This is a genomic window from Bradyrhizobium sp. AZCC 1719 (assembly GCF_036924525.1).
Lineage (GTDB): Bacteria > Pseudomonadota > Alphaproteobacteria > Rhizobiales > Xanthobacteraceae > Bradyrhizobium.
The window spans coordinates 2424378-2451077 of sequence record NZ_JAZHRU010000001.1 but is presented as its reverse complement, the minus strand read 5'-3'; the positions used below and the strand labels follow the sequence as shown (position 1 = coordinate 2451077).

The window sequence follows — 26700 nt, the reverse complement described above, 5'->3', positions numbered from 1 at the left end:
TCGATTTTCGGCCGGACGACATTAGCTATCCACCGGTACAGCCGGTTTAGACGCTGACGACCCTTCCAAAAATTCGATCTCACCAGCCCATCGAAAGGTGGGCTACGACTTGTCTATCTGAGAAGGGACTACCCCAGTGAGCATGGGAACCGTGAAGTGGTTTAACGCTACCAAGGGCTATGGCTTCATCCAGCCGGATGACGGCGGCAATGACGTGTTCGTGCACATCAGCGCTGTCGAGCGTGCCGGCCTCGGAACGTTGCGTGAAGGCCAGAAGATCTCCTACGAAATCGTGGCAGATCGCCGCTCTGGCAAATCTTCGGCCGACAATCTGCGCGCCGCCGGATAAGCGATTTTCCGGGGCATGCGCGTCCCGGAGGTCGCTCCTGAATAAATCAAAAGGCCGCGCTTTTGGCGCGGCCTTTTTCTTTGTGATTCTTTTCGACGCACTCATCCCGACCAGTGGCGGCCGCCTCACTTCGTGGTGCAGTCCGTCGTCTTGTACTTCACGCAAATCCCCTGGCGCGGACGGGTGTAGGAGACGTCGCTCAGCGTGATGCCACTCACCTTGTTGATGAACCAGGCGACACTGGGCACGTATTTGTACTTCACCTCGCTGTAGATCAGATAGGTTCCGCCGATCTTGAGAGCATCCGGGATCTCGATGATGTCACCCTGCGAATGCGCTTCGTCGCCCTTGCTCCACTGCACCCGCGCCTTCTTCGTGTCCGGATGGATCCAGAGTTCCGAGATTGTGCCCTGCACCGGCGTCGACGAATAGGGCGTCATGATCACCTTGCCGGCATTGAAGAAGTTGGTGAATTTGTCGTCGGTGACCTCGGTGTTCTGCGACGTCAGGTCCGACAGCGTGCGCGCCATGATCGTCACCTTGCGGTCGACGGCAACGCCCGCAGCAAACTCGTTGGTTCCAATGAACAGCATAGCCATGAGCGGGATGATCATGGCGAATTCGATCGCAGCGAGACCGCTGTTGTTCGTGCGCAGAGCGGCGACGTGGCGCCGCAGGCGCAACAACCATATCGATGACAGCATTTTCGTTTTCATGGAAACGCTCATGAGCAGGTAACGCCGGGGGTAGGAAACGGCTCGTTCTGGAATGCGGCGGTGGCGGTCAGAAGACGCTTGCCGTTGGCTAGGTTCGTCAGATTGAAGCCAAGCCCGGGGACGAACACCGGCCATGGATAGAACAGCCGCACCACGACCACATCGCCGTCCTTGCCGGGACAGTATTTCGTGTCGTCGATGAAGACCTTCGCAGCGTCGATCGGTGCGTCGATGTTCACACCGGCAAACGACGGATAGCTCCGCACATCGATCGAGACACCGTTCGCGCAATCGAACATCACGGTGAGCTTGGCGCAAACGATGTCCTTGAACTGCTCCTTGGTATATTTGATGTCCTGCGCCTGGCCGGTCATGACCAGGCGGGCGGTATCCTGCGTCACGGTTTCCAGGATCTGGCTAGCAAAGAACACCAGCGCCAGTTCGATGATCGCGAACAGAACGGCCAAGAATATCGGCGCAACCAGTGCAAACTCGACAACGGCCGACCCCCTTCGGTTGCGACCAAACCGGCGCAGGATGTTTGTCTTGGAAGCTGTGAAAGGCGGCATCGAAGGGACCTCAGAACCCGAGGGGAATTGCCGCGAAAACCTATCCGAAACTGATTGTTGAATTGTTTCGTCCGATGCAGACAGAACGGCCTGCGCCGTTAAGCGGATATTAACCGCGCTGGAAGACCAGCGCCTACGCTGCCCGCCGAACGGAACGGCGAGCCGTGCGCAACCGGTTCAGTTCATTTGCCGCCCGCGGACCCGGCGGCTTGGCTCGACAGCGAGCCGGCCTGATCAATGGCGGTCCTGAAGTAGCCGTCGCCGTCACCAAGGGTGACCCGGCGCTGGCAGATCGGCATGCAGCTATAGGATTCGCGTTCGACGCCGCGGTAGACGGTGACGAGCTGATCGGTCGGGCCTTCGACCTGGATCTGGCGGTCCACCAGCACCTCGCCGTTGCGGTCCATGGCGATGAAATTGGTCGCGCCGTAGCCCTTGCCGGTGACGACGACGATGCCGCCGCTCTGCAGGGTGACGTCCGCAATCAACGGATTTCCAACCACGATGGTGGAGACCTTGGCGGGAAGCTTCACGAGCTTCGCCTGGTCAACATAGACGGCGATTCGGTCGGGATCGGGCGAGGCCAGGCCGACGGCCGGCCACAGCAGCATTCCTGCAGCGAGGGAACGCAATCCAAAACGCGCGCGTGCGCGAATACGCGGAAACTTGAACGACATACTTTACCCCGGGGCATCAACAAGCCGGCGATGGCGATACGCAGCGGAACCGGCGCCCGACAAGGTGAATCTGACGACAATTCATGAACAAACGGCAAATAGGCGCCACCGTGCGGCAAGAAATCCGCCGCCGGCCTATTTGCGGAACGGGTAAGCCAGTTGCCCAATGATTTCGCGCGGGAACGAGGACTGATCGTCGACGCCGTACTGCTCCGGCAGGCGATCCGACGGCATTCGGAAGGTCCCGAACAGGATGTCCCAGAGCGGAAAGGTGCCGGCAAAATTGGTGTCCCCGCCCTCCTCGCGACACGTGTGGTGCCAGCGGTGAAACACCGGCGTCGCCACGACGTATTTGAAGGGCCCCAGCGTCCAGTTGAGGTTGGCGTGAACGAACGCCGAATGGAAGATGTTGAACGGCCCGAGCCACAGCATCACGCCCGGCGAAATGCCGGCTATCAGCAGTGCGACGTCGACACCGATGGTACCTAACAGCAGGTTAACGGGGTGGAAGCGTGCCGCCGAGATCCAGTCCACATCTTCCGACGAATGATGAATGGCGTGGTATTTCCAGAACCCGCCGCCGTGAAATATGCGGTGCAGCCAGTACATCATGAAGTCGGCAGCAACCAGAAACAGGATCGCCTGCAGCCACAACGGCATCCTCGACAATGGGCCGTGGCCGTTGTCGTAGAAGGCGATCAGTTCGTCGGCGTCGTGAATTCCAAACAGCAAAGCTGCGCCGAGCACCAATAATCCGATGCGGAACACGCGCGCGAACAGCGGCACCAGAAACCAGTAGCATATGTCGGTGACGAGTTCGCGCTTGCGCCACCACGGCTTGCCGGGATTGCAGGCCCAGAAATGCGAAAGCAGCGAGAACACGAGCGCCAGCGCGATCGTGACCGGCACCACGTTGGCCATGGTCTGGCCCAGCATTTCCACGACTTCGATCGGCAGGTTCATCCGGCTCGCGTACCAGAATCCCGGCTTGTCCGCCAGTTCGCCTGCCGGAGATCGGCCGGATCAGTGAGTGGTGCGAACGTGCAGCACCGCGTTCTCGTCGGCGTAGGCGCGCCGCCAGCCGCTGATATTGTCGAGCAGGCCGACCGCCGGGGTGTGCGGCGTCAGCAGTACGGCGTCGATGTCCCAGGTCCTGAGAATGTCGAGAAACTGGTTGACGTCCTTGAGCTGCATGGCGCGGTAGTAGGCCACGTCGAAGGCTTCGCCATAGAGCTCGGCGCGTCCGTCGACGAATACGGGAATCTGCCGCCAGATCAGATAGCCGCCGAACGGAAGGTCGTTGAGAACCCGCTTCGGATTATGCGCCTTCAGCGCGTCCACGGCCGCGGAAGGCGATTGGCTTTCCGGCGGTGCAAATGTGGTGTTGATCGCGAGCAGCCATGTCCAGCCGCTGAGCAGGACGATTACCGCGGCCATCACAGACATCGAAGCGCCGGCGCGGGCGGGCCAGGCCGGCCGCAGCGCGAACTGCGACGCCACCGGCGCGAGCACCACGATCGGCAGCAACAACGCGAAGATCTCGACGTTCCGGACGTGGGACAGCGCCATGTGCAACAGGCCGAGCACCAGCGCGATCCGTGGCGGCGTGAGCTTGACGCCGCCGTAAAGCGCGCCCGCGATCAACGCCAGGATCGACATCTCGAACAGGCCGAACTTGCTGAAGTTGGCCGGCATCCATTCGTAGATGAGATGCAGCAGCTCCCCGAGATCGAGAATCTTGCGCGCCGCAAGAATCGATCCCCATCCGTAGGGTGTGACGCAACACGCCGCCAAAGCGGCGACGCCGAATGCTGCCCAGCGCAGCGCCAGCGACCTTTGCTGCGTGCGATCGGCGTTCCACAGCGCATCGAGCGCGAAGGCGCCGACCAGCACCAGGCCAAATACGAATCCGCCGTGCAGGTTCGCCCACAATGCGATCAACAGCAAAAGCCATGGTGACGGCGCCTGGCCGCGCTCGCTCGCCGACATCAGCCCGTACGCCCATGCCAGCATGATCGGCAGCACCAACACGTGCGGGCGCGCCAGAAAATGCCCCATCGAGAGCACCAGCGCCGCGATCGCGACCGCGACCGCATAGGTCGCGGGAATGCGGCGGCCGAGAATATGGGCGAACAACGCAAAGGTTACGGCGATAGAGGTCGCGGCGAGAACCACGGGTCCGATCCAGCCCACCAGATTGTAGCTCACCGCATACAGTACCTGCGACAGCCAGGACGATGATGTCCAGGGCTCTCCGGTCTTGGTGAAAGAATAGATATCGACGCGTGGCAAAGCGTGGTGGTCGAGGATCCACTGGCCCACGGCGATCTGCCAGTAGGTATCGGAATCCTTCAGAAGCCATCCACCGATCAGTACCAGCGCGTAGACGGCGATGCCGAGCCAGAGCCATGCCGGGACATCGCCAAGGCTGAAGGCTTTGGCCCGCTGGATCGTCCCGGCTTCAGTGCTCATACGAAATGACCGGCCGGATTATTGACGGAATGGATAGGCCAATTGTCCGCCGATCTCGGTCGGGATCTCCTGATCGTCTACGCCATAGCCCTCGGGCAGCAGGTTCTCCGGCATGCGGAACGTTCCGAACAGAATGTCCCAGAGCGGGAAGGTGCCCGCGAAATTGGTATTGCCGCCCTCCTCGAGCGATGTGTGATGCCAGCGATGGAAGACCGGCGTGGCAAGCACATACTTCAACGGTCCAAGCGTCCAGTTCAGGTTGGCGTGAACGAAGGCGGAGTGGAAGGTCGTGAACGGCCCGACCCAGAGCATGATGTTGGGAGAAATGCCCGCCATCAGCAGGATAACATCGACCAGGATCGTTCCGATGAACAGGTTGACGGGGTGAAACCGCGCAGCCGAGATCCACTCGAGATCTTCAGAGGAATGATGGATGGCATGATACTTCCAGAACCCGCCACCGTGAAACATGCGGTGCAGCCAGTACAGCATGAAATCGGATGCAACGAGAAACAACAGCGCCTGCACCCAGAGCGGAAGCTGCGCCAGCGGTCCATGGCCATTGTCGTAGAATGCGATCAGTTCGTCGACCTCGTGAATGTTGAAGACGACCGCAGCGCCGAGCACCAATAGTCCGATGCGGAAGATGCGCGCGAACACCGGTACGAGAAACCAATAGCAGATGTCGGTGATGAGCTCGCGCTTGCGCCACCAGGGTTTGCCCGGATTGCAGGCCCAGAAATGCGAGAGTATCGTGAACACAAGGGCGAGCGCGATCGTGACAGGAACGACCTTCGCTATCGTCTGGCCCACTACCTCGATGACTTCCATTGGCAAACCGGACATGACGACCTCGTTCAATCGGACACCGCAAGGCGTATCCGCTCGCGCTTAAGGAGCCGTGAATCAAAGGCGTCGGTCGACGAAGCCGCGCTTGCATTTTATCGGATGCCTTAATGCGGTGTTTACTGTGCTCAAGAACTGCAAGTTCCGAGCATTTTTGCGGGATCGAATTAACTGCGCCGAAATTGTCGCACCCTAGGGTGACGCCATGGTCACGGTGCTGAGAACGCCGGCAGACCAAACTTAAGTTCGACCAGCCACGTGTGTACACAGGAGTTATCATGAAGAATCTCGTTTCGCGTTTCGTGAAGGATGAGTCCGGCGCCACCGCCATCGAATACGGTCTGATTGCCGCCGGCATCGCGATCGCGATCATCACCGCCGTTCAGGGCGTCGGCACCAAGCTGGGCAGCAACTTCAACGCGATCTCGACCTCGCTGAAGTAAGCGAAGCCTCACGTAGGTGCTTTAAAGGCCCCGGCATTGCCGGGGCCTTTATCGTTATTGGCCCCGACCGATCGCCGGGCGACAGCGTTGCTGCGGAGCATGCTTTACGCTTCGTTGAAAGTGGGCCGCTAGCCTGTCCTCTCCCCAACGTCCGAGTTTCGAATGACAGTCAACGAGAGGACGATGCTCCAAAGCGCTGTCCGACCGGGTACATGGCGCGACGATGCCATGCTGGGACTGGCAGGGGCTCTGCTGGCGCTCGGCCTGCACGCGCTGGCCGGTTTCCCGACGCTCGCCGTCGCCAACGGAGACAATGACAGCCTGCTTCGGCTGGTCGAGATTCGCGATCTCATCGGCGGGCAGGCGTGGTTCGACCTGCACCAGTACCGGATGGGCCCGCCAGGCGGCTTCGTCATGCACTGGTCACGCCTTGTCGATGCGCCGATCGCGGCTGTTATCCTTGTCGTATCCGCCTTGACCGGAAAGCTGGCGGCAGGCGAAACCGTGGCGGTGTTCGCCTGGACGACCCCGTTGATGGCGGCCGCGCTGACATTTTCGCTGCGGATCGCACGCTCCGTCGGTGATGAGTGGACGATTATGCCGGCGTTCATCATCTGCACCGCGGCGCTCCACTTCAGCGGCGTCTTTGCCCCCGGCAATATCGACCACCACAATATCCAGCTCACGCTCTGCCTCGCCGCCATAACCGCCCTGATCGTTGGACGAGGTTATGTTGCCGGGATCGCTGCAGGCGCCGCCTGCGCGCTGATGCTGGCCGTCGGCATGGAAACGCTACCCTATGTGGCCGTTGCCGGGCTGACCGCAGCGGCAATGTATCTGCTGGGTGATCGCCCCGAGGCCGCCAAGGCGGCCGGCTTCGGAATGGGCCTCGCCGGCGCTGGCCTTGCCGCGTTCGTTGCCACGGTGCCGGCCATTAGCTGGCTCTCGCCGCATTGCGACGCCTATTCGATCCCGCAATTCTCTGTCGCGGCGATATCCGGAATCGGCCTGGCAGTAGCTGCAATCTCTCCCATCCTCGCCTGCAGCTTCGGCAGAAGGCTCACCGCGCTGCTTGCGCTCGGTATCGCGGTTGCCGCAGTGGCGGTGACCGCTTTTCCACAATGCCTCGCCGATCCCTATGCCGGATTGGATCCGAAGCTGCAGCAGTTCTGGCTGAATCAGGTGACTGAGGCGCAGCCGTTCTGGCGCGTGCTCTCCGACAACTGGGTCAAGGCCGCCGGCTTTTACGTTACGCCCATGCTCGCGCTGATCGTGCTCGGGCTGCGGCTGCGCCGTCGTAGCAACGGGGCTGGATGGATGCTGATGGCATTGCTGACTGCAGCTTTCGTTGTCAGCCTTTGGCAGGTGCGCGGGGCCACTTTCTCGCTGCCGCTCGCAGCCATTGCGCTCGCAGGCTGGGTCGGCGACTGGCGACACCGCACGGCGTTGTCGTCGGACCGGTTCTCCTCGCCGCGGATGGCGTTGGTCTGGCTGGTTTCCCTGAATGTTACCTGGAGCGCGGCCGCCCATGCGGCGTCGGCGGCCCTCGGAGAGACGGAGCGCGCGGCTTCGCCGGCGGGCACTTGCGAGCGACCTGCCGATTACGCCCTTCTCGCCGCGCAGCCGCCGACTACCGTGCTTGCGATCTCCAACCTTGGGGCGCCGATCCTTGCGCGCTCGCCTCACCGCGCGCTGGCCGGGCCCTATCACCGCAACGTCACCGGCAACCTGCTCACGCTCGACGCCTTCACGGGCACGGCCGAGCAGGCGCTGACCACGATCCAGAACAACCGGGTTGGACTTGTCGTCTTCTGTCGCGGCAACGCCGAAACCGCACTGCTGGCCGGGCAAGCGCCCACCGGCCTTCTCGCGGCGCTGGCCCGCGACGAGCCGCCGGACTGGCTCGAGAAGTTGCCGCAGGACGCCAGCCGGCCGCTCGATATCTATCGCGTCCGGCCGCAACCTTGATGTGCCGTTTTCCGATCGTTTACCTGTCGTCAATAGGCTGCGCCGACGCGCGAAGCGCTTTCGCAACTCAATGGGCCGTTACGCCATGATCCTCGATACCGCCCGCCTCCTGCTGTTTCCGGCCCTGATGGCGTTCGCAGCCGCGAGCGACCTTTTCACCATGACGATTTCGAACCGAGTGTCGCTGGCGCTGATCGCGGGCTTCGTTGCGCTTGCGGCGTTCGGCGGCATGGGTCTGCACGACATGCTGCTGCATTTTGGCGCCGGCGCCACCGTTCTCGTCGTGGCCTTTGCCTGCTTCGCGATGGGATGGGTCGGCGGCGGCGACGCCAAGGTCGCGGCCAGCGTGGCGCTCTGGTTCGGCTTCGATCACCTCCTCAACTATCTCGTCTATGTCTCGCTGCTCGGCGGAGCGCTGACGGTCCTGCTGATTCAGTTCCGGCAATGGCCGCTACCTTCCCTGCTCACGGGACAAGCCTGGCTGAACCGGCTGCACGACAGGCAGAGCGGAGTCCCCTATGGCATAGCGCTCGCGCTCGGCGCGCTGATCGTCTATCCGGAAACCGAATGGATCAAGGCGGTCGACCTCACTCACCTCGCGATGCGCTGATCCGGCGTCGCTAACTTTCCGTTAAGGCAATTTACACACGCCTCATTAACCATGCTTTGACGAATAGCTGGTCAACTCCCATCACAGCGACGGAAGCGTCGCAGCGTAATGTGGAAAGTGAGCGCGTATGAAATCCGCACGCATTGTGGTCCTGGCCATCGCGATCGGCGCCGGCGGCATTGCCGCATATCTCGCCAGTGGGTCCGACGACAAGTCTGCCCCGGCGCAGCCGGTCGTGCAGATGCAGACCGTCGATATTCTCGTCGCGAAATCGGATATCGGCCTCGGCCAGTCGGTCAAGCCGGACGATCTGCAATGGCAGACCTGGCCGGCCGCGACCGCCAGCAGCAATTTCATCAGCCGCGCCAGCAAGGCCGACGCCGTCAAGGAGATCACCGGCTCGATCGCGCGCGCGCCGTTCATCGCGGGCGAGCCGATTCGCGAGCAGAAGCTGGTGAAGGCCGACGGCTCCGGTTTCATGGCGGCGATCCTGCCCGCCGGCTACCGGGCCATTTCCACCGAAATTTCACCCGAAACCGGCGCTGGCGGCTTCATCCTGCCGAACGACCGCGTCGACGTGATTCTAACCAAGCGCGAGAAAAATCCGGACGCCAAGGGCCCGGACGTCTCCCATTCGGAGATCATTCTCACCAACATTCGCGTTCTCGCGATCGACCAGGCGCCGAAGGAAAAAGAAGGCGCCAGCTCGCTGGTCGGCAGGACAGTCACCCTCGAGGTGAAGCCCGAGCAGGCCGAAACGCTGGCGCGGTCGCGCCAGAGCGGCACGCTGACGCTGGCGCTGCGCAGCATTGCCGACATCAAGGCGGTCGAAAAGCCGGACGAACAACTCAACAAGCCCGGCGAAAGCCTCAACGTCGTTCGTTACGGCGTTGCCAGCCAGCAGACGATGCAGAAGTGACCGAAAGGACGCACGATATGAAGTGCAGGGAAATTCAGCCGATGATGCGAACGTCCATCGTCCGCGCCCTGTCGTTTTCGGCCGTGGCTGCTCTCTCGCTCAATCCGGCGCTGACGCCGGTGGCGGCGAGCGACTATCGCGTCGCGCCGATGTCCGCCGACGGGCAGATGAACGCGCGCTTCGTTTCGCTCGGGATCGGCAAATCCATCGTGATCGACCTGCCGCGCGAGATCAAGGACGTGCTGGTTGCCGATCCGAAGATCGCCAACGCCGTGGTGCGTTCGACCCAGCGCGCCTATGTCATCGGCGCCGCGGTCGGCCAGACCAATATCGTTTTCTTCGATTCTACCGGCGCGCAGATCGCGGCCTACGACATCGCCGTCAAGCGCGACCTCAACGGCGTGCGCGCCGCGCTGAAGCAGTCGGTGCCGAATTCGGACATCCAGATCGAAGGAGTCGGTGACGGCGTGCTATTGAGCGGCAGCGCGGCGACCCCGGTCGAGGCGCAACAGGCCGCCGACATCGCCGCCCGCCTGGTGGGCGGCGCCGAAAAGGTCGTCAATTCGATCGTAGTTCGCGGCCGTGACCAGGTGATGTTGAAAGTCACGCTCGCTGAAGTCCAGCGCTCGGTCATCAAGCAGCTGGGCATCGATCTCAGCGCCAGCATGACCTACGGCACATCCGTTGTTAGGTTCACCAACAACAACCCGTTCACCGCAAACAGTGCGCCGCTCGTCCCCGGCAACTCCCTTACCGGGACTTTCGGCTCGATGCCATCCGTGACGGCGACGCTGCGTGCGATGGAGAGCGCCGGCGTGGTCCGGACCCTTGCCGAGCCTAACCTCACGGCCATTTCCGGCGAGTCCGCGACCTTTATCTCCGGCGGCGAATTTCCAATTCCGACCGGCGTGACCTGCCAAGCAACGGGGAACGGTGGCATCGGACAATGCGTCCAGACCGTCAGCTTCAAGAAATTCGGCATCTCCCTCAACTTTACGCCGGTCGTGCTGACGGAGGGACGGATCAGCCTTCGGGTGATGACCGAAGTGTCGGAAGTCTCGACCGAAAACGCTCTGACTGGCGGCCAAAATGGAACAACCATTCCGTCGATCAAGACCCGCCGCGCCGAGACGACGCTGGAAATTCCGTCCGGCGGCGCGATGGCGATGGCCGGCCTGATCCAGGACCAGACCAAGCAGGCGATCAACGGTCTTCCGGGTCTGGCGCAACTGCCGGTTCTCGGCACGCTGTTCCGCAGCCGCGACTTCGTCAACAACCAGACCGAACTGATGGTTCTGGTCACACCCTATGTGGTGCGCGCGGTGGCGCAGAAGGACCTGTCGCGTCCCGATGACGGCTTTGCCAGCGCGTCGGATCCGCAGGCTGACCTGCTCGGCAGCATCAATCGCATCTACGGCGTTCCCGGCCGCGTCGAGAAGGCGCGGAATTATCGCGGCACCTACGGCTTTATTACGGACTGAGGCGGGACGATGACATCACAGAACACAAAACCCGCCGATCGCAAGCGCGCGCTCCGCGTGACCGCAGCGCTGATCGGTCTTTCCGTGGCGCTCGGCGCCTGCAAACATACCGTCGTCGATCCCGCGACGACAGCCGGCGTGCCCGACGACTATCGCCAGCGCCATCCGATCGCGGTCCAGGAAGCCGACCGCTCGATCGTGGTTTTCGTCGGTCGCGGACGCGGCGGCTTGTCCGCCTCTCAGCGCGCCGACGTCATGGGCCTGGCCCAGGACTGGCTTCGCGAAGGCACCGGCGTCATCAGCGTCGACGTGCCCGTCAATACGCCGAACGCGCGGGCGGCCGAGGATTCATTGCGCGAGATCCGGGCGAGCTTTGCCGCTGCCGGCGTGCCGCCGCGCGCGATCAATGTCCGTCAGTATCATCCCGAAGATCCCAGGCACATGGCCGCGATCCGCCTCAACTATCCGAAGATCTCGGCGGTGGCCGGCCCGTGCGGCCTGTGGCCGGAGGACCTCGGACCGTCGATCCACAACAAGGGCTATTTCGACAACAAGCAGTATTACAATTTCGGCTGCTCCAACCAGCGCAACCTGGCGGCGATGGTCGACAACCCGTCCGACCTCGCGCAGCCGCGTCCCGAAACCCCAGCCTTTGCGCCGCGCCGTGGCACAGCCTTCGACAAGTATCGCAAGGGTACGACCACGGCGACCACCTATCCCGAGAGCGACAGGGCCAAACTCAGCGATACCGGCAAATGATCACTTACTCGCGCCAGAATACAGAACCGCAGCCGGAAATCACGGCGCCGTCGACCGAGGACCACATCGCGCCGGCGCCGCGGGTGTCGGTGCAGGCGTTCTGCGAGACGGTGGAAACCGCGGCCGCCGTGCAGTCGGCGGGCGAAGACCGCCGCCTCGGCAAAGCTCATCTCAAGATCCAGATGGGCGGCATGGCCGCTGCCATCGAGGCCTACCGCTCGGCCCCGACCCCGAACGTCATCATCCTGGAGACCGAGGGCCGCAACGACATTCTCGTCGGGCTCGACCAACTCGCCTCCGTCTGCGACGCCGGAACCCGCGTGATCGTGATCGGGCGCGTCAACGACGTCATGCTCTATCGCGAACTGGTTCGCCGTGGCGTCAGCGATTACGTCATCGCCCCGGTCAGCGCCATCGACGTCGTGCGCTCGGTCTGCAACCTGTTCTCCTCGCCGGAAGCCAAGGCCGTCGGCCGCATCATCGCCGTCGTCGGCGCCAAGGGCGGTGTCGGCGCGTCGACCGTCGCCCACAACGTCGCCTGGGCAATCGCGCGCGATCTGGCGCTGGATTCCGTGGTCGCGGACCTTGACCTCGCTTTCGGCACCGCAGGCCTCGACTACAACCAGGATCCGCCGCAGGGCATTGCGGACGCTGTGTTCTCGCCCGACCGGGTCGATACCGCGTTCCTCGACCGCCTGCTGGCGAAATGCACCGACCATTTGAGCCTGCTGGCGGCGCCGGCCACGCTCGACCGGGTCTACGATTTCGGCGCGGAAGCCTTCGATTCGATCTTCGATACGCTTCGCACCACGATGCCCTGCATCGTGCTCGACGTTCCCCATCAATGGTCGGGATGGACCAAGCGCGCTTTGATCGCGGCCGACGACATCCTGATCGTCGCCGCGCCCGATCTCGCCAATCTGCGCAACACCAAGAATATCTTCGACCTCCTGAAGGCATCGCGGCCGAACGATCGTGCGCCGCTCTACTGCCTCAATCAGGTCGGCATCCCGAAGCGGCCGGAGATCCCCGCCGCCGAGTTCGCCAAGGCGATCGAAAACCACCCGATCGCCACGATCCCGTTCGAGCCGCAAATCTTCGGCTCGGCCGCCAACAACGGCCAGATGATCGCGGAAATATCCGCAACGCATCGCACCACTGAGATGTTCCTGCAGATTGCGCAACGGCTCACCGGCCGTGGCGAGACCAAGAAGCCGAAGAGTTCGTTGCTGTCGCCTTTGATCGAGAAGTTGCGGGCCAAGAAGTAGATAGCCCGCGTGGAGTGCCATCGTGTTCGGTAAGCGTAGCGGAAATGATAGTGATACGCGGGTACTCAAGCCCGCCATTCAGGCGCCGGAGCCGGTCTCCAGCGCCGCAGCCGCGCCGCGCGAGATCGCGGCGCCGACGGTGGCTTCGCCGCCACTCGCCCCCGCAAAGCAGCAGCCCGCGGCCACTATGGAGGCGCGGCGCTCCGACAATTATTACCAGGTCAAGGCGACCATCTTCGGCGCGCTGATCGAGGCGATCGACCTTGCCCAACTCGCCAAACTCGACGGCGAGTCCGCGCGCGAGGAAATCCGCGACATCGTCAACGAGATCATCGCGATCAAGAACATCGTGATGTCGATCGCCGAGCAGGAAGAGCTGCTCGACGACATCTGCAACGACGTGCTCGGTTACGGCCCGCTCGAGCCGCTATTGTCGCGCGACGACATCGCCGACATCATGGTCAACGGCGCCGGCACGGTGTTCATCGAAGTCGCCGGCAAGATCCAGAAGACCGGCATCCGCTTCCGCGACAACCAGCAGCTTCTCAACATCTGCCAGCGCATCGTCAGCCAGGTCGGCCGGCGCGTCGACGAATCCTCCCCGATCTGCGACGCCCGTCTCGCCGACGGCTCCCGCGTCAACGCCATCGTTCCGCCGTTGGCGATCGACGGGCCTGCACTCACCATTCGTAAGTTCAAGAAGGACAAGCTGACGCTCGACCAACTGGTCAAGTTCGGTGCGATCTCACCGGAAGGCGCGGAAATCCTGCAGATCATCGGCCGGGTCCGCTGTAACGTGCTGATTTCTGGCGGCACCGGCTCCGGCAAGACCACGCTGTTGAACTGCCTGACCCAGTTCATCGAGCATGACGAGCGCGTCATCACCTGCGAGGACGCCGCCGAACTTCAACTGCAGCAGCCTCACGTGGTGCGGCTTGAAACCCGCCCGCCCAACATCGAGGGCGAAGGCCAGGTCACGATGCGCGAGCTGGTCCGCAACTGCCTGCGTATGCGCCCCGAGCGCATCATCGTCGGCGAAGTCCGCGGACCCGAGGCGTTCGACCTCCTGCAGGCCATGAACACCGGCCACGACGGCTCGATGGGAACGCTGCACGCCAACAACCCGCGCGAAGCCATGTCGCGCTGCGAATCCATGATCACGATGGGCGGCTTCTCGCTGCCCTCGCGCACCATCCGCGAGATGATCTGCGCCTCGATCGACGTCATCGTGCAGGCCGCGCGCCTGCGCGACGGTTCACGCCGCATCACCCACATCACCGAGGTGATGGGCATGGAAGGCGACACCATCATCACCCAGGACCTGTTCGTCTACGAATTGCTCGGCGAAGACGCCAACGGCAAGATCATCGGGCGGCACCGCTCGACCGGTATCGGACGGCCGCGGTTCTGGGAGCGCGCGCGGTATTACAACGAAGAGAAGCGACTTGCGGCCGCGCTCGATGCCGCCGAAGTCGTCGACAAGACGTGAGGAGGCGATGAGCATGCAAGCGCTCGCACTGGCGTTCCTCGCCGCCACCGCCATCGGCGGCCTGGCTTGGGTATTCATCTATCCGTCGCTGTCGGGCGAGAGGAAGGCCGAATCGCGCCGCGCCTCGATCGCCCGTGCCGACGCGCCGGCGCGCCAGGCCGAGAAAAGCCAGCGCTCGCGCCGCGAGCAGGTCGAAGGATCGCTCAAGGAACTCGACGCCCGGCGCAAGAAGGACAAGTCCGTTCCGCTCTCGACACGCCTCACCCAGGCCGGCCTGGGATCCTGGACGCCTCAGAAATTCTGGACCGCTTCCGGCATCCTCGCGGCGGTGGGCTTCGCGCTCGCATTCATCGTCGGCGGCTCGCTGCTGGGCGCCGCCGTGATGGCGTTCGGCGCGGGCCTCGGCCTGCCGCGCTGGCTCTTGAGCTATCTCAGGAAACGCCGCGAGAAGGCGTTTCTGAAAGCACTGCCTGACGCCGTCGACGTCATCGTGCGCGGCATCAAGGCCGGCCTGCCGCTGTTCGAATCGATCAAAGTGGTCGCCGCCGACGCGCCGGAACCACTCAAGGGCGAGTTCATGGCCATCATCGAGACCCAGACGATCGGCATGCCACTGGGTGAGGCCTGCGCAAGGCTGTATGAGCGGATGCCGTTGCCGGAAGCCAACTTCTTCGGCATCGTGATCGCGATCCAGCAGAAGTCCGGCGGCAACCTGTCGGAAGCGCTCGGCAACCTCTCCAAGGTGCTGCGCGACCGCAAGAAGATGGCGGAGAAGATTCAGGCGATGTCGATGGAAGCCAAGGCTTCCGCAGGCATCATCGGCTCGTTGCCGCCGGTCGTGATGCTGCTGGTCTGGATTACGACCCCCGACTACATCGGGCTGCTTTGGACCCATCATCTCGGCCAGTTCATGCTGCTATGTTGCGTCGCCTGGATGACGATCGGCGTCCTGGTGATGAAGAAAATGATCAACTTCGACTTCTGACGGTGCGCCTATGATTGAGTTTCTGATCGCCAAGATGCACGACGCGCGGTTCATGACCATGCTGCTTGCCGCCATCGCGGCGAGTGCCACCGCCTATACGCTGATCATGCCACTGTTTGCCGGCGAAGGTCTTGCCAAGCGCATGAAGGCGGTCGCCAGCGAGCGCGAACGGCTCCGCCAGCGCGAGCGCGACCGCCTCAACAAATCGGAGAAGGTGTCGCTGCGCCAGACTCCGAAGCAGCTCGTTTCCAAGGTTGTGGAAGACCTGAACCTGACCAAATGGCTGGCGCAGGAAGCCGCGCGCGACAAGCTGATCATGGCCGGCTACCGCGGCCACGCGCCCTACGTCACGTTCCTGTTTGCCCGCGCGGTGACGCCGGTCGTGCTGTTTCTCGGCGCCGCCCTCTACGTCTTCGTGATCACGCAGATGGACAAGTCGCTGACGGTCAAGCTCGGCATCTGCATCGGCGCCGCCTATCTCGGGCTGCAGGCGCCGATGCTGTTCCTGAAGAACGCCATCAGCAAGCGCCAGCTCTCCATCAAGCGCGCCTTTCCCGACGCGCTCGACCTGCTCTTGATCTGCATCGAGTCCGGCATGTCGGTCGAAGTCGCCTTCCGCAAGGTCTCTACCGAGATCGCGTCGCAATCGATCGCGCTGTCGGAGGAATTCGCCCTGACCACGGCGGAATTGTCCTACCTGCAGGACCGTAAGGTGGCATACGAGAACCTCGCCAAGCGCACCGGCCTGGAGGGCGTGAAATCGGTCTGTCTGGCGCTGATGCAGTCGGAGCGCTACGGCACCCCGCTCGGCCAGAGCCTGCGCGTGATGGCGCAGGAAAACCGCGACATGCGCATGAACGAGGCCGAGAAGAAGGCGGCGGCGCTGCCGCCGAAACTGACCGTGCCGATGATCCTGTTCTTCCTGCCATGCCTGTTCATCGTCATTCTCGGACCGACCTACATCAAGATCCAGGCGTTGCCGTGAGGCCGCGGCACGGCGGGCCGGCGCTTCCCGGGCACATGTCCGGTGGGTCGTAGGTCCCGGCTCTGCGTCGCGTCACTACGCGCCGCGTCCGTGACACGAGAGCTTTGAGACCTGGAAACAGTCTCCGTTCCCCGGACGCTGCGCAGCGCCAAAAGCGCGTTTACGCGCGTCTTCAACGCGCTATGGCGGTGCGCTGCAGATCCGGGGGCCCATGCGGCAGGTGCCGGAACTCCGCCCTCATGAGTCGCGAAAGCTGGTGAGCATTATTCGTTGAGCTGCAGTGCTTTCGCGCGGCGATCACGGCTGCGGCGCGCGACCGCTGTGATGCTCAGTCCGGCCGGTTGAGGGCGGCGACCGGGACGGTCGCCTTGTTGCCGGGGGGACGCGAATGGTCCTTGTCCTTGCGGCTCAGCATTTCCCGCAGGTAAGCCACGTTGGCAGCCGCCTCGTCGGCGGGCAGATCGCCCTTGGCGATGGTCTCGGCTTCGGCGAAACGGCCCTGCAGGCCGACGACGAGCGCGAGGTTCTGCCGCACCCTTCCGTCGGCACGCGGATTGGAATAGGCGCGCCGCAGCGTTTCCTCGGCTTGCGGCAGCTCCCGCGTCAGCATGTAGGAGAGGCCGAGATTGGATAGCACCGAGGGCTCTTCCGGCACGATCTTCAGCGCGCTCGCGTAATAGCGACGGGCCTCTTCGTGCTTGCCCATCTTGTCGAGCGTGGTGCCCTGCACCGAAAGAATGCGCCAGTCGGGATTGGCGGGCGTATGGGCGCGGCTGAGCACGTCGAAGGCAGCCTGCGAATTGCCGTTATCGGCGAGCGCGCGACCATAAGCGGCGAGCAGCGTCTTGTTGCCGGGATGGGCGATGGTGGCCTGTTCGAGCACGGCAGCGGCCTGTGCCCGCTGGCCGGTGGCGCGGAGCGCCTGGCCATACCCCAGCGCCGCCTCGGCATCCTTGGGATTGGCGCGATAGCGCTCGCCATATATCTCGGCCGCGCGGCGCGGATCGTCGGGAACGGCCTGCGCCTTGGGTGACGATGAGCTTAGCGATCCCGTGATGTCGGACATGGTCTGGCAGCCGCCAAGGCCCGCGGCCAAAACCGCGGTCACCGCGGCTGAGGTCAGGAACCGGGCAAAAGACCCGGCGTGGCTGGACGATCGACACATGGCACTTCAACTCACGGGAATGGCGGAACAAATAGAGCCGTACGAGGAAGCAATAGACTGTTAACCCTAACGGCCGGTTAATTGGCCGTGCTATGCCAGCCAGACACGCCCCAATCCCCGCGAGACAAGCATGCAATCGCCGTTCGAGACCGCGCCTATCGCCCCCACCATTCCGATTACCTTCGCCACCAAAACCACCTGGAGCGCGATCGCCAAGGATCTTCCCGAACCGGCCCGGCAGTTTGCGCTCGCCAATGATTTTGCCGCCAAGCCCGGCAAGTGCCTGACGCTGCCCGCCCCCGACGGGAAGATTGCGCAGGTCGTGTTCGGGCTTGATGAAGAGACCGCCAAGTCGCGCGACCTGTTCCGGCCCGGCGCGCTGCCCGGCCTGCTGCCGCCGGGCGTCTATCGCTTCGCCAACACGCCGCACGATCTGCGCCTGGCGACGCTCGCCTTTGCGCTGGGCAGCTACCGCTTCGGCCGCTACCGCAAAGCCGAAAAGCCCGAGGTCCGGCTGGTGCCGCCCGACGGCGTCGATATTGCTGACACCGCGCGGATGGCGGAAGCGGCGGCGCTGGCGCGCGATCTGATCAATACGCCGTCGAACGACATGGGGCCGGAGCAACTGGCGGAAGCCGCGAAAGCATTGGCGGCGCGTTTCGGCGCCAGCTTCGACTGCATCGTCGGCGACGACCTCGTGAAGCAGAACTTTCCGCTGATCCACGCCGTCGGCATGGCCTCGGCGCGTGCCCCGCGCCTGATCGACCTGAGCTGGGGCGATCCCGCCCACCCCAAAGTGACGCTGGTCGGCAAGGGCGTCTGCTTCGATACCGGCGGGCTCGACCTAAAGCCGTCCAGCGGCATGCTGATCATGAAAAAGGACATGGGCGGCGGCGCCAACGTGCTGGCGCTGGCGCAGATGGTGATGGATGCGAAACTGAAGGTCCGCCTGCGCGTCCTGATCCCCGCGGTCGAGAATGCGGTCGCTGGCAACGCCTTCCGTCCGCTCGACATCTTCAAGTCGCGCAAGGGACTTAACGTGGAGATCGGCAATACCGATGCCGAGGGACGGCTGGTGCTGGCGGATGCGCTGGCCTTGGCGGACGAAGACAAACCGGATCTGTTGATTGACCTGGGCACACTGACCGGCGCCGCGCGGGTGGCGCTGGGACCGGATTTACCGCCCTTTTACACCCATGATGAGACGCTGGCCGAAAGCGTCGCAGAACATGCGAAACGGGAGAACGATCCGTTGTGGCGAATGCCGCTGTGGCCCCCCTATGATTCGTGGCTGGATTCGAAGGTCGCCGACATCAACAACGCGCCGTCGGGCGGTTTTGCCGGCTCGATCACCTGCGCGCTGTTCCTGCAGCGCTTCGTCACCGATGCCAAGAGCTGGCTGCATGTCGATATCTACGGCTGGACGCCTTCCGCAAAACCCGCGCGTCCCGAAGGCGGCGAATGCCAGGCCGCACGCGCGATCTACAAACTGTTGAGCGAACGCTATGCATGATCCGCGCCTGACGCCGGCACGGCCCGAAATCGCCGCGAAATATCTCGAAGGCAAGGTAAAGGCCGCGCGCTATGTGTCCGGCGAAGAATTTTGCGTGTGTGAGGCCATCGCCCCGCTGTGGGAGCGACCTGCTGCCGGCGCCATGATGCTGACGCAGGCGCTGAAGGGCGAACGCGTCACGATCTACGACCGCAACGGCGAAGGATTTGCGTGGGGCCAGCTCGCGAGCGACGGCTATGTCGGCTGGATTCCGGATGCCGCGCTGGCAAAGCCTGCGGCCGCACCGACGCACAAGGTCACGGCGCTGCGGACGTTCGCGTTTCCAGGCCCATCGATCAAGCTGCCGCCGGTCGAGACGTTGACGACGGAAGCAAGGATGACGGTGATACGCGAGGACGGCGCGTTCGCCATCACAAGCGAACGCTGGTATCTGCCGCGTCACCATGTCGGCAGCCTCGACGAAGTGGAAAAGGATTTCGTCGCGGTCGCCGAACGCTTCATCGGCACGCCCTATCTCTGGGGCGGCAAGAGCTCGCTCGGCATCGATTGCTCCGGCCTCGTCCAGGTGTCGCTGAATGCCGCCGGCACCGGCTGCCCGCGCGATAGCGACATGCAAGAGGCGGGTCTTGGCCGGGCATTGGGTCCCGCCGAGATGACGAAGCTGCAGCGCGGCGACCTGATCTTCTGGAAGGGCCACGTCGCGATCGTGCGCGACGCCGACAGCATCGTGCACGCCAATGCGCATCACATGGCGACGGTGATCGAGAACACGCATGACGCGATTGCGCGGATCAAGGCCGTCGGCAGCGAGGTGACGGCGATCAAACGGCTGTAGCCACAAGCCCCACTGTCATCACCCGCGAAAGCGGGTGATCCAGTACTCCGAGACAGTTGTGAGTGAACGAGGGGCTGTGGCGTACTGGATACCCCGCCTTCGCGGGGTATGACGATCGTTATTTTTGACGGCTGTTACTTGTGACGGCTGCTACTGCGGCTCCGGAACCGCCTCGATCCGGAACGCGGCTGCGAACAGGGCGCGGGTGTAGTCGCTCTTCGGATTCTTGAACAGCTCCGCGGCCGGCCCCTCCTCCACCACCTTGCCGTGACGCATCACGATCAGATGGCTGGCCAGCGAGGCCACGACGCGCAAATCGTGCGAGATGAACATGTAGGTCAGATCGCGCTTGCGCTGCAGCTCGCGCAGCAGGTCGACCATCTGCGCCTGGAACAGCATGTCGAGCGCGCTGGTCGGCTCGTCCAGCACGACAAAGTTCGGCTCCAGCACCGCCGCACGCGCAATCGAGATACGCTGGCGCTGGCCGCCGGAAAATTCATGCGGATAGCGGAATCGCGTCGCCGGATCGAGACCGACGTCTGTGAGCGCCTTGACGACGCGCGCCTCGCGCTCTTCACGCGACAGCGACTTCTGATGCACGCTCAGGCCTTCGGCGACGATATCGCCGACCGACATGCGCGGGCTGAGCGCGCCGAACGGATCCTGAAACACGATCTGCATGTCGCGACGGTGCGGCAACATGGCCTTGAAGCGCAGGCCCTGGATGTTGTTGCCGAGGAACACGATTGGGCCGTCGGAGGAAATCAGCCGGAGCAGCGCCAGACCCAGCGTGGTCTTGCCCGAGCCGGATTCGCCGACGACGCCGAGCGTCTCCCCCTTGCGGACCGCGACGCTGACGCCATCCACCGCCTTGATGTGGCCGACGGTCGAGCGCAACAGCCCGCGCTTGATCGGAAACCAGACCTTGAGATTGTCGGCCGACATCACCACCGGCTCGTTGGGCCGCGGCGGTGCCGGATCGGGCTTGGGCTCGGCCGCGAGCAGCGCGCGGGTATAGGCGTGCTTCGGCGCGGTGAAGACCTGCTCGACCGGGCCCTGCTCGACGATCTTGCCCGAGTTCATGACGCAGACCACGTCGGCGATGCGGCGGACGATGCCGAGGTCATGGGTGATGAACAGCATGCTCATGCCGAGCCGGGACCTGATCTCCGCGAGCAGCGCCAGGATTTGGGCCTGCACCGTGACGTCGAGCGCGGTGGTCGGCTCGTCCGCGATCAGAAGATCCGGCTCGTTGGCGAGCGCCATCGCGATCATGACGCGCTGACGCTGGCCGCCGGACAGTTGGTGCGGATAGCTCTTCAGCCTGGTTTCGGGATCGGGAATGCCGACCTGCGTCAAGAGCTCGAGCGTGCGCGCCCGCGCCATCTGCCCGCCGATGCCGCTGTGCAGGGAAAGAATCTCGCCGATCTGCGCCTCGATCGTGTGCAGTGGATTGAGCGAGGTCATCGGCTCCTGGAAGATGATCGAGATGTCGTTGCCGCGGATCTCGCGCATCTCGCGTTCCGAGGCATTGAGCAGCTCTCGGCCCTTGAAATGGATGGTGCCGGAGGGATGCGACGCGGTCGGATAGGGCAGCAGTCTTAGCACCGACAGCGCGCTGACCGATTTGCCGGAACCGGACTCGCCGACCAGCGCCACGCACTCGCCGCGCTTGATGGAAAACGAGACGCGGTCGACCGCAATCGTGGCGCCGCTCGGCTGGTGAAACGCCACCGAGAGATCGCGCACATCGAGCAAGGGCTGGTTGACGGCGTCCATTACGATAGCTCACGGATAAGACGAGCAATGTTTACAGAGTTCGGCAACAGCGCCACATGTCCTTCGGGTAGCTTGAGCCGCGAGTCCGCTGAAAGAATCGTACGACAACCAGCGCGGATAGCGGTCACTACGTGAATGGCGTCCGGAAGCTTGGGCATCTGGGCCATTCTTCGATACTCGGCGGTCTCAATCAGAATGTCTCGACTGACAGGCTGTAAATCAAAAAGGCAGCTCCAGACAATCAAGTCGAGATATAGTCGTTTCCGCACCGCAGATGCCTTCGGCAGCACTTCTGCCAGCGTTAGTTCGCTTGTGACCCCGATGCCGCGATTGTTTCCAAACAACTCAAAAAGATCACGAAGCTGACCGGCGACGTCAGGGCTTCCCTCAACCGCATAGATGAACACATTTGCATCGAGATAGATGCGCGATTCAGTCATTCCATTCGTCTCGCTGACGGCGCAAATCCCTATCGATGTCTTCCACGGAACGGAATGGCGGCTGACGGGCTGCAAAAATCTCGTCCAGGGCTACCCTTCTTTCCGGTTGGGACTGCTCCTCGACTATAGTCACGGTCACGATAGCGGCGGGATCAACGCCCGCACGCAAATCTTCCGGAAGCTTCGATGCCGGATAGTGCTCCTTGACGATCTTGTTCATGGTTCACCTCTATTCAGTCGAGCTTACCATAAATCTTACCGGAACGTCTTGCGCGGATCGAAGGCGTCGCGCACGCCCTCGCCGATGAAGATCAAAAGCGACAGCATGATCGCGACCGAGAAGAAGCCGGTAAAACCGAGCCAGGGCGCCTGCACGTTGGACTTGCCCTGCGACAGCAGCTCGCCGAGCGATGGCGAACCCGGCGGCAGGCCGAAGCCGAGGAAGTCGAGCGCGGTCAGCGTCATCACCGAGGACGACACGATGAACGGCAGAAAGGTCATGGTCGCCACCATCGCGTTCGGCAGCAGATGCCGGAACATGATCACGCCGTTGGAGACGCCGAGCGCGCGCGCCGCCTGAATGTATTCGAAATTGCGCCCGCGCAAGAATTCCGCGCGAACCAGGCCAACCAGCGAGGTCCAGGAGAACAGCAGGAGAATGCCGAGCAGCACGAAGAAGCCGGGCACCAGCACCGATGACAGGATCAGCAGCAGATAGAGCGAGGGAATCGCGCTCCAGATTTCGATGATGCGCTGGAAGATCAGATCGGTCCAGCCGCCGAAATAGCCTTGCACGCCGCCGGCGATGACGCCGATGATCGAGGACAGGATGGTCAGCGTCAGGCCGAACAGCACCGAAATGCGAAAACCGTAGATCAGTCGCGCCACCACGTCGCGGCCCTGGTCGTCGGTACCCAGCCAGTTGTATTCGAGGTCGCTACAGCTCTTGAGGCCCTTCTTCTCCACCACGGGCTTGCACTGCTCTTCAGTCAGCATCCATGTCGGCTTCGACGGCGCCGGCGTCGGCAAATCGAGATTGTGGGTAGAGTAGGAATAGCGGATCAAGGGCCAGATGACGGTGCCGCCCTTTTCGGCGATCAGCTTTTGCAAATAGGGATCGCGATAGTCGGCCGCGGTTTCGAAATCGCCGCCGAAAGTGGTCTCGGAATAGCTGACGAAAGCCGGCCAATACAGTTTTCCGTCATACTTGATAAGAAACGGCCGATCGTTGGCGATCAGTTCGGCAAACAGCGAGATCATAAACAGCGCAAGGAATATCCAGAGCGACCAGTAGCCGCGGCGGTTCGCCTTGAAGTTCTGCCAGCGCCGGCGGTTCAGCGGCGACGGCGCGAACGCGTGCTGCATGGCCGGGACAACCTCGCCAAGCGGCGACCGCGCGGTGGTTTCGACCGGTTGTGGGGCGAGCAGCGCCATCAGACTTCCCTCGCCTCAAAATCGATCCGGGGATCGATCCACATGTAGGCGAGGTCGGAGATCAGACCCACCACAAGGCCCACGAGGGAGAAGATGAACAGCGTGCCGAACACGACCGGATAGTCGCGGTTGAGCACGCTTTCGAAGCCGAGCAGCCCGAGCCCGTCGAGCGAGAAGATGGTCTCGATCAGCAGCGAGCCGGAGAAGAATGCACCAATGAACGCACCGGGAAAGCCTGCGATTACGATCAGCATGGCGTTGCGGAAGATATGGCCGTAGAGCACCTGCCCCTCGCTGCAACCCTTTGCACGCGCGGTCATGACATACTGCTTCCTGATCTCATCGAGAAACGAGTTCTTGGTCAGCAGCGTCATGGTGGCGAAGGCGCCGAGACCCATCGCGATCAAAGGCAGGGTGAGGTGCCAGAGGTAGTCGACGATCTTCCAGTACCAGGGGAATTGCGACCAGCCGTCCGAGGTCAATCCGCGCAGCGGGAACCAGTTGAAGAACGAGCCGCCGGCAAACAGGATGATCAGCAGGATCGCGAACAGGAAACCGGGGATCGCAAAGCCGACGATGATAGCGGCGGAAGTCCAGGTATCAAATCGCGTTCCGTCCGCGACCGCCTTGCGGATGCCGAGCGGGATCGAGATCAAATAGGTCAGCAGCGTCAACCAGAGGCCGAGCGATATCGAGACCGGCAGCTTCTCCTTGATCAGCTGCAACACGGTGGTATCGCGAAAGTAGCTCTTGCCGAAATCGAAGCGGGCGAAATTCCATACCATCAGCGCAAAGCGCTCATGCGCCGGCTTGTCGAAGCCGAACTGCTTTTCCAGGTTCTTGATGAAATCCGGATCGAGGCCCTGCGCGCCGCGGTATTTCGAATTGACAGCATCGGCGGAGGCGCCTGCCTGGGGCGTACGGCCGGCAAAGTCACCGGTGGAAGAGCCAGAGATGCGCGAGGAGCCGCCGGTATCGGCGCCGGAAAGCTGTGCGATCACACGTTCGACCGGGCCGCCCGGCGCGAACTGCACGACCACGAAGGAAATGAAGAGGATGCCGAGCAAGGTCGGAAACATCAAAAGGATGCGGCGGGCGATATAGGCGGTCATTATTGCTTCGCCTGCTCAAGTTTGCCGGCCTTGGCAGCGTCATACCACCAGATAACCCGCTCGCCGGAGCCCGATGCATCGATCTGATAACGCGGCAGGTTCTTCGGGCGGTCGAAGGTGTCCCAATAGGCCAGCCGATGCGTCTTGTTGTACCACTGCGGCACCCAGTAGCGGCCCGCGCGGAAAACGCGGTCGAAGGCATGGCAGGCAACCGTCAGCTCGGCGCGGGTATCCGCCGCAATGATCTTTTCGATCAGCGCGTCGATGGCGGGATTCTCTATACCGGCCAGGTTGTAAGAGCCCTTGGTTTTGGCAGCGTGCGAGGAGAAGAAGGCACGCATTGCGTCGCCCGGCGTCGTCGACATCGAGAAGCGCGTGATAGTCATGTCGAAATCGAAATCTTCCACCCTCGCGCGGTACTGCACGGCATCGACCAGGCGCGGGCTCGCCTCGATGCCGAGCGTTCCCAGATTCTTGATATAGGGCGCGTGATGTGGATTCAGCGAAGGCTCATCGTACAGGAATTCGATGCGAAACACTTCGCCGCTCGGCGTCATCCGCTTGCCGTCCTTGATGACGAAGCCGGCTTCGTTGAGCAATTGCTGCGCCTTGCGCAGCATGGTGCGATCCTGCCCCGAGCCATCCGAAACCGGGGGCACGTAGGGCTGGGCGAACACTTCGTCGGGCACTTGGCCGCGGAATGGCTCGAGCAGTTTCAGCTCCTCCGGTGAGGGCGGCCCCTTCGCCATCATGTCTGAATTCTGGAATGGCGAATGCGTACGCGCATAGGCGTCGTACATAATGGTCTTGTTGGTCCACTCGAAATCGAAGGCGTTGATCAGCGCCTCGCGCACGCGGGGGTCCTTGAACTTGTCACGGCGGGTATTGATGAACCAGCCCTGCGCGCCGGACGGCCTTTCGTCCGGTACCTGCTCGCGCTTGACGCGGCCGTCCTTGATGGCGGGGAAGTCGTAGCGCGTCGCCCAGATGCGCGCGGTGAACTCTTCGCGGAACAGATAGTTCTTGCCGGTAAAGCCTTCGAAGGCGACGTCGCGGTCGCGATAGAATTCGTAGCGGACCACATCGTAATTGTAATAACCGCGGCAGACCGGGAGGTTCGCCCCCCACCAGTCCTTGACGCGTTCGTACTCGATGAAACGGTTGACCTCGAACTTGCCGACCTTATAGGGCCCCGAGCCCAGCGGCGTGTCCAGCGTCGATTCATCGAAGGGCCGCGTCTCATAATATTTCTTCGAGAAGATCGGCAGGCCCGCGACATAGAGCGGCACGTCGCGCGCGCGCTTCTCGGCGAAGGTGACGATCATGGTCGCATCGTCGAGCGCCTCGGCGCCCTTGACGTCACGCATCTGCACCTGGATCAGCGGATGGCCTTTGGCCTTCAGCGTGTTGATGGACCAGGCGACGTCATGCGCCGTGATCCTCGAGCCGTCGTGAAACCTGGCCTCGGGGCGCAGCGTAAAGTGGTAGGTCAGCTTGTCTGGCGAAATTCGCACCGACTTTGCGACGAGCCCGTACATCGCATCCGGCTCGTCGCCGGCCCGCACCATCAGCGCTGAGAAGGTCAGGTCCATGCCCTGCGCGCCCTCGCCCTTGAGGATGTAGGCGTTGAGCGAATTGAAGGTCTGGTAGGACTGATTGTAGGAGCGCGTCGAGGGGATGGTCGAGAACATGCCGCCCTTGGGGGCAGAGACATTCACATAGTCGAAATTCTTGAAGTCGGCCGGATATTTCAGATCGCCGAACGCCGAGATGCCGTGCATCTCAGTGCCGTTTTCCTCTGTAGCGCGGACGGGGCCAAGCCGCAGAACGCTCAGCGCGCCTGCGCCAAGGCCGAGGACGTGCCGGCGGGAAAATTGCGCCATACG

At 62.8% G+C, this 26700-nt stretch carries 26 protein-coding genes; 13 read left to right on the top strand and 13 right to left on the bottom strand.

What is annotated here, in order from left to right; all coding sequences use genetic code 11:
* Nucleotides 1-136 precede the first annotated feature (136 nt).
* Nucleotides 137-349, top strand: coding sequence for a cold-shock protein (locus tag V1292_RS11545; protein WP_002714433.1), 213 nt, complete (start codon nt 137-139; stop codon nt 347-349).
* Nucleotides 350-474: 125 nt separating this feature from the next.
* Here V1292_RS11545 and V1292_RS11540 read toward each other — a convergent pair whose 3' ends face one another.
* The 6 genes from V1292_RS11540 to V1292_RS11515 form a co-directional block, all read right to left on the bottom strand.
* A complete protein-coding gene (locus V1292_RS11540; RefSeq protein ID WP_334372615.1) occupies nt 475-1065 on the bottom strand; it encodes a TadE/TadG family type IV pilus assembly protein in 591 nt (196 codons plus the stop codon).
* An 8-nt stretch (nt 1066-1073) separates the two neighbouring features.
* Nucleotides 1074-1634 (bottom strand): TadE/TadG family type IV pilus assembly protein, encoded by a 561-nt coding sequence (locus V1292_RS11535; RefSeq protein ID WP_334372614.1) that lies wholly within the window; start codon nt 1632-1634, stop codon nt 1074-1076.
* Nucleotides 1635-1816: 182 nt separating this feature from the next.
* On the bottom strand, nt 1817-2311 hold the full coding sequence (locus V1292_RS11530; protein WP_442895517.1) for a pilus assembly protein N-terminal domain-containing protein: 495 nt from the start codon (nt 2309-2311) through the stop codon (nt 1817-1819).
* 135 nt (nt 2312-2446) lie between these two features.
* Nucleotides 2447-3274: a sterol desaturase family protein gene (locus V1292_RS11525; protein WP_334372612.1), complete on the bottom strand. Its 828-nt coding sequence runs from the start codon at nt 3272-3274 to the stop codon at nt 2447-2449.
* 60 nt (nt 3275-3334) lie between these two features.
* Complete coding sequence (locus V1292_RS11520) at nt 3335-4783, bottom strand: hypothetical protein (protein WP_334372611.1); 1449 nt, start codon at nt 4781-4783, stop codon at nt 3335-3337.
* An 18-nt stretch (nt 4784-4801) separates the two neighbouring features.
* On the bottom strand, nt 4802-5629 hold the full coding sequence (locus V1292_RS11515) for a sterol desaturase family protein (RefSeq protein ID WP_334372609.1): 828 nt from the start codon (nt 5627-5629) through the stop codon (nt 4802-4804).
* 278 nt (nt 5630-5907) lie between these two features.
* Here V1292_RS11515 and V1292_RS11510 point away from each other — a divergent pair, with 278 nt between their 5' ends.
* The 10 genes from V1292_RS11510 (at nt 5908) to V1292_RS11465 (ending at nt 16536) form a co-directional block, all read left to right on the top strand.
* Nucleotides 5908-6072: a Flp family type IVb pilin gene (locus V1292_RS11510; protein WP_334372607.1), complete on the top strand. Its 165-nt coding sequence runs from the start codon at nt 5908-5910 to the stop codon at nt 6070-6072.
* 183 nt (nt 6073-6255) lie between these two features.
* Nucleotides 6256-8040, top strand: a complete 1785-nt coding sequence (locus tag V1292_RS11505) for a GtrA family protein (RefSeq protein ID WP_334372606.1) — start codon at nt 6256-6258, stop codon at nt 8038-8040.
* 85 nt (nt 8041-8125) lie between these two features.
* Nucleotides 8126-8650, top strand: a complete 525-nt coding sequence (locus V1292_RS11500; protein WP_334372605.1) for an A24 family peptidase — start codon at nt 8126-8128, stop codon at nt 8648-8650.
* A 127-nt stretch (nt 8651-8777) separates the two neighbouring features.
* Nucleotides 8778-9569 (top strand): Flp pilus assembly protein CpaB, encoded by a 792-nt coding sequence (gene cpaB, locus V1292_RS11495; protein WP_334372604.1) that lies wholly within the window; start codon nt 8778-8780, stop codon nt 9567-9569.
* 17 nt (nt 9570-9586) lie between these two features.
* Entirely contained in the window at nt 9587-11050 is a 1464-nt protein-coding gene (locus V1292_RS11490) for a type II and III secretion system protein family protein (RefSeq protein ID WP_442895610.1), read from the top strand.
* 9 nt (nt 11051-11059) lie between these two features.
* On the top strand, nt 11060-11809 hold the full coding sequence (locus V1292_RS11485; RefSeq protein ID WP_334372602.1) for a CpaD family pilus assembly protein: 750 nt from the start codon (nt 11060-11062) through the stop codon (nt 11807-11809).
* Entirely contained in the window at nt 11806-13077 is a 1272-nt protein-coding gene (locus tag V1292_RS11480) for an AAA family ATPase (RefSeq protein ID WP_334372600.1), read from the top strand. The genes V1292_RS11485 and V1292_RS11480 overlap by 4 nt, the downstream gene beginning before the upstream one ends.
* Before the next feature lie 22 nt (nt 13078-13099).
* Nucleotides 13100-14566 (top strand): CpaF family protein, encoded by a 1467-nt coding sequence (locus V1292_RS11475; protein WP_334372598.1) that lies wholly within the window; start codon nt 13100-13102, stop codon nt 14564-14566.
* 7 nt (nt 14567-14573) lie between these two features.
* Nucleotides 14574-15551: a type II secretion system F family protein gene (locus V1292_RS11470; RefSeq protein ID WP_334372597.1), complete on the top strand. Its 978-nt coding sequence runs from the start codon at nt 14574-14576 to the stop codon at nt 15549-15551.
* Between the two features lie 10 nt (nt 15552-15561).
* On the top strand, nt 15562-16536 hold the full coding sequence (locus V1292_RS11465; protein WP_334372595.1) for a type II secretion system F family protein: 975 nt from the start codon (nt 15562-15564) through the stop codon (nt 16534-16536).
* 328 nt (nt 16537-16864) lie between these two features.
* Here V1292_RS11465 and V1292_RS11460 read toward each other — a convergent pair whose 3' ends face one another.
* Nucleotides 16865-17701, bottom strand: coding sequence for a tetratricopeptide repeat protein (locus tag V1292_RS11460; protein ID WP_334372593.1), 837 nt, complete (start codon nt 17699-17701; stop codon nt 16865-16867).
* A gap of 130 nt (nt 17702-17831) precedes the next feature.
* On the opposite strand from V1292_RS11460, the gene V1292_RS11455 reads away from it, so the two are divergent.
* Both V1292_RS11455 and V1292_RS11450 read left to right on the top strand, forming a co-directional pair.
* Nucleotides 17832-19214, top strand: a complete 1383-nt coding sequence (locus tag V1292_RS11455; protein ID WP_334372592.1) for a leucyl aminopeptidase family protein — start codon at nt 17832-17834, stop codon at nt 19212-19214.
* Nucleotides 19207-20049 carry a C40 family peptidase gene (locus V1292_RS11450; protein WP_334372591.1) on the top strand — a complete coding sequence of 281 codons (843 nt, stop codon included), beginning with the start codon at nt 19207-19209 and terminating at the stop codon, nt 20047-20049. The genes V1292_RS11455 and V1292_RS11450 overlap by 8 nt, the downstream gene beginning before the upstream one ends.
* A gap of 150 nt (nt 20050-20199) precedes the next feature.
* Here V1292_RS11450 and V1292_RS11445 read toward each other — a convergent pair whose 3' ends face one another.
* The 6 genes from V1292_RS11445 to V1292_RS11420 are packed head-to-tail and all read right to left on the bottom strand — an operon-like array spanning nt 20200 to nt 26697.
* The gene (locus V1292_RS11445) at nt 20200-21828 is read right to left on the bottom strand and encodes an ABC transporter ATP-binding protein (protein ID WP_334372589.1); all 1629 of its coding nucleotides are present in this window, start codon (nt 21826-21828) and stop codon (nt 20200-20202) included.
* Nucleotides 21828-22268, bottom strand: a complete 441-nt coding sequence (locus V1292_RS11440) for a type II toxin-antitoxin system VapC family toxin (protein WP_334372587.1) — start codon at nt 22266-22268, stop codon at nt 21828-21830. Before V1292_RS11440 ends, V1292_RS11445 begins: the two co-directional genes overlap by 1 nt.
* On the bottom strand, nt 22261-22488 hold the full coding sequence (locus V1292_RS11435) for a hypothetical protein (RefSeq protein ID WP_334372586.1): 228 nt from the start codon (nt 22486-22488) through the stop codon (nt 22261-22263). Before V1292_RS11435 ends, V1292_RS11440 begins: the two co-directional genes overlap by 8 nt.
* 35 nt (nt 22489-22523) lie before the next feature.
* On the bottom strand, nt 22524-23702 hold the full coding sequence (locus V1292_RS11430) for an ABC transporter permease (RefSeq protein ID WP_334372584.1): 1179 nt from the start codon (nt 23700-23702) through the stop codon (nt 22524-22526).
* On the bottom strand, nt 23702-24814 hold the full coding sequence (locus tag V1292_RS11425) for a microcin C ABC transporter permease YejB (RefSeq protein ID WP_334372582.1): 1113 nt from the start codon (nt 24812-24814) through the stop codon (nt 23702-23704). The genes V1292_RS11430 and V1292_RS11425 overlap by 1 nt, the downstream gene beginning before the upstream one ends.
* Nucleotides 24814-26697 carry an extracellular solute-binding protein gene (locus tag V1292_RS11420; protein WP_334372580.1) on the bottom strand — a complete coding sequence of 628 codons (1884 nt, stop codon included), beginning with the start codon at nt 26695-26697 and terminating at the stop codon, nt 24814-24816. Before V1292_RS11420 ends, V1292_RS11425 begins: the two co-directional genes overlap by 1 nt.
* Nucleotides 26698-26700: the final 3 nt, after the last annotated feature.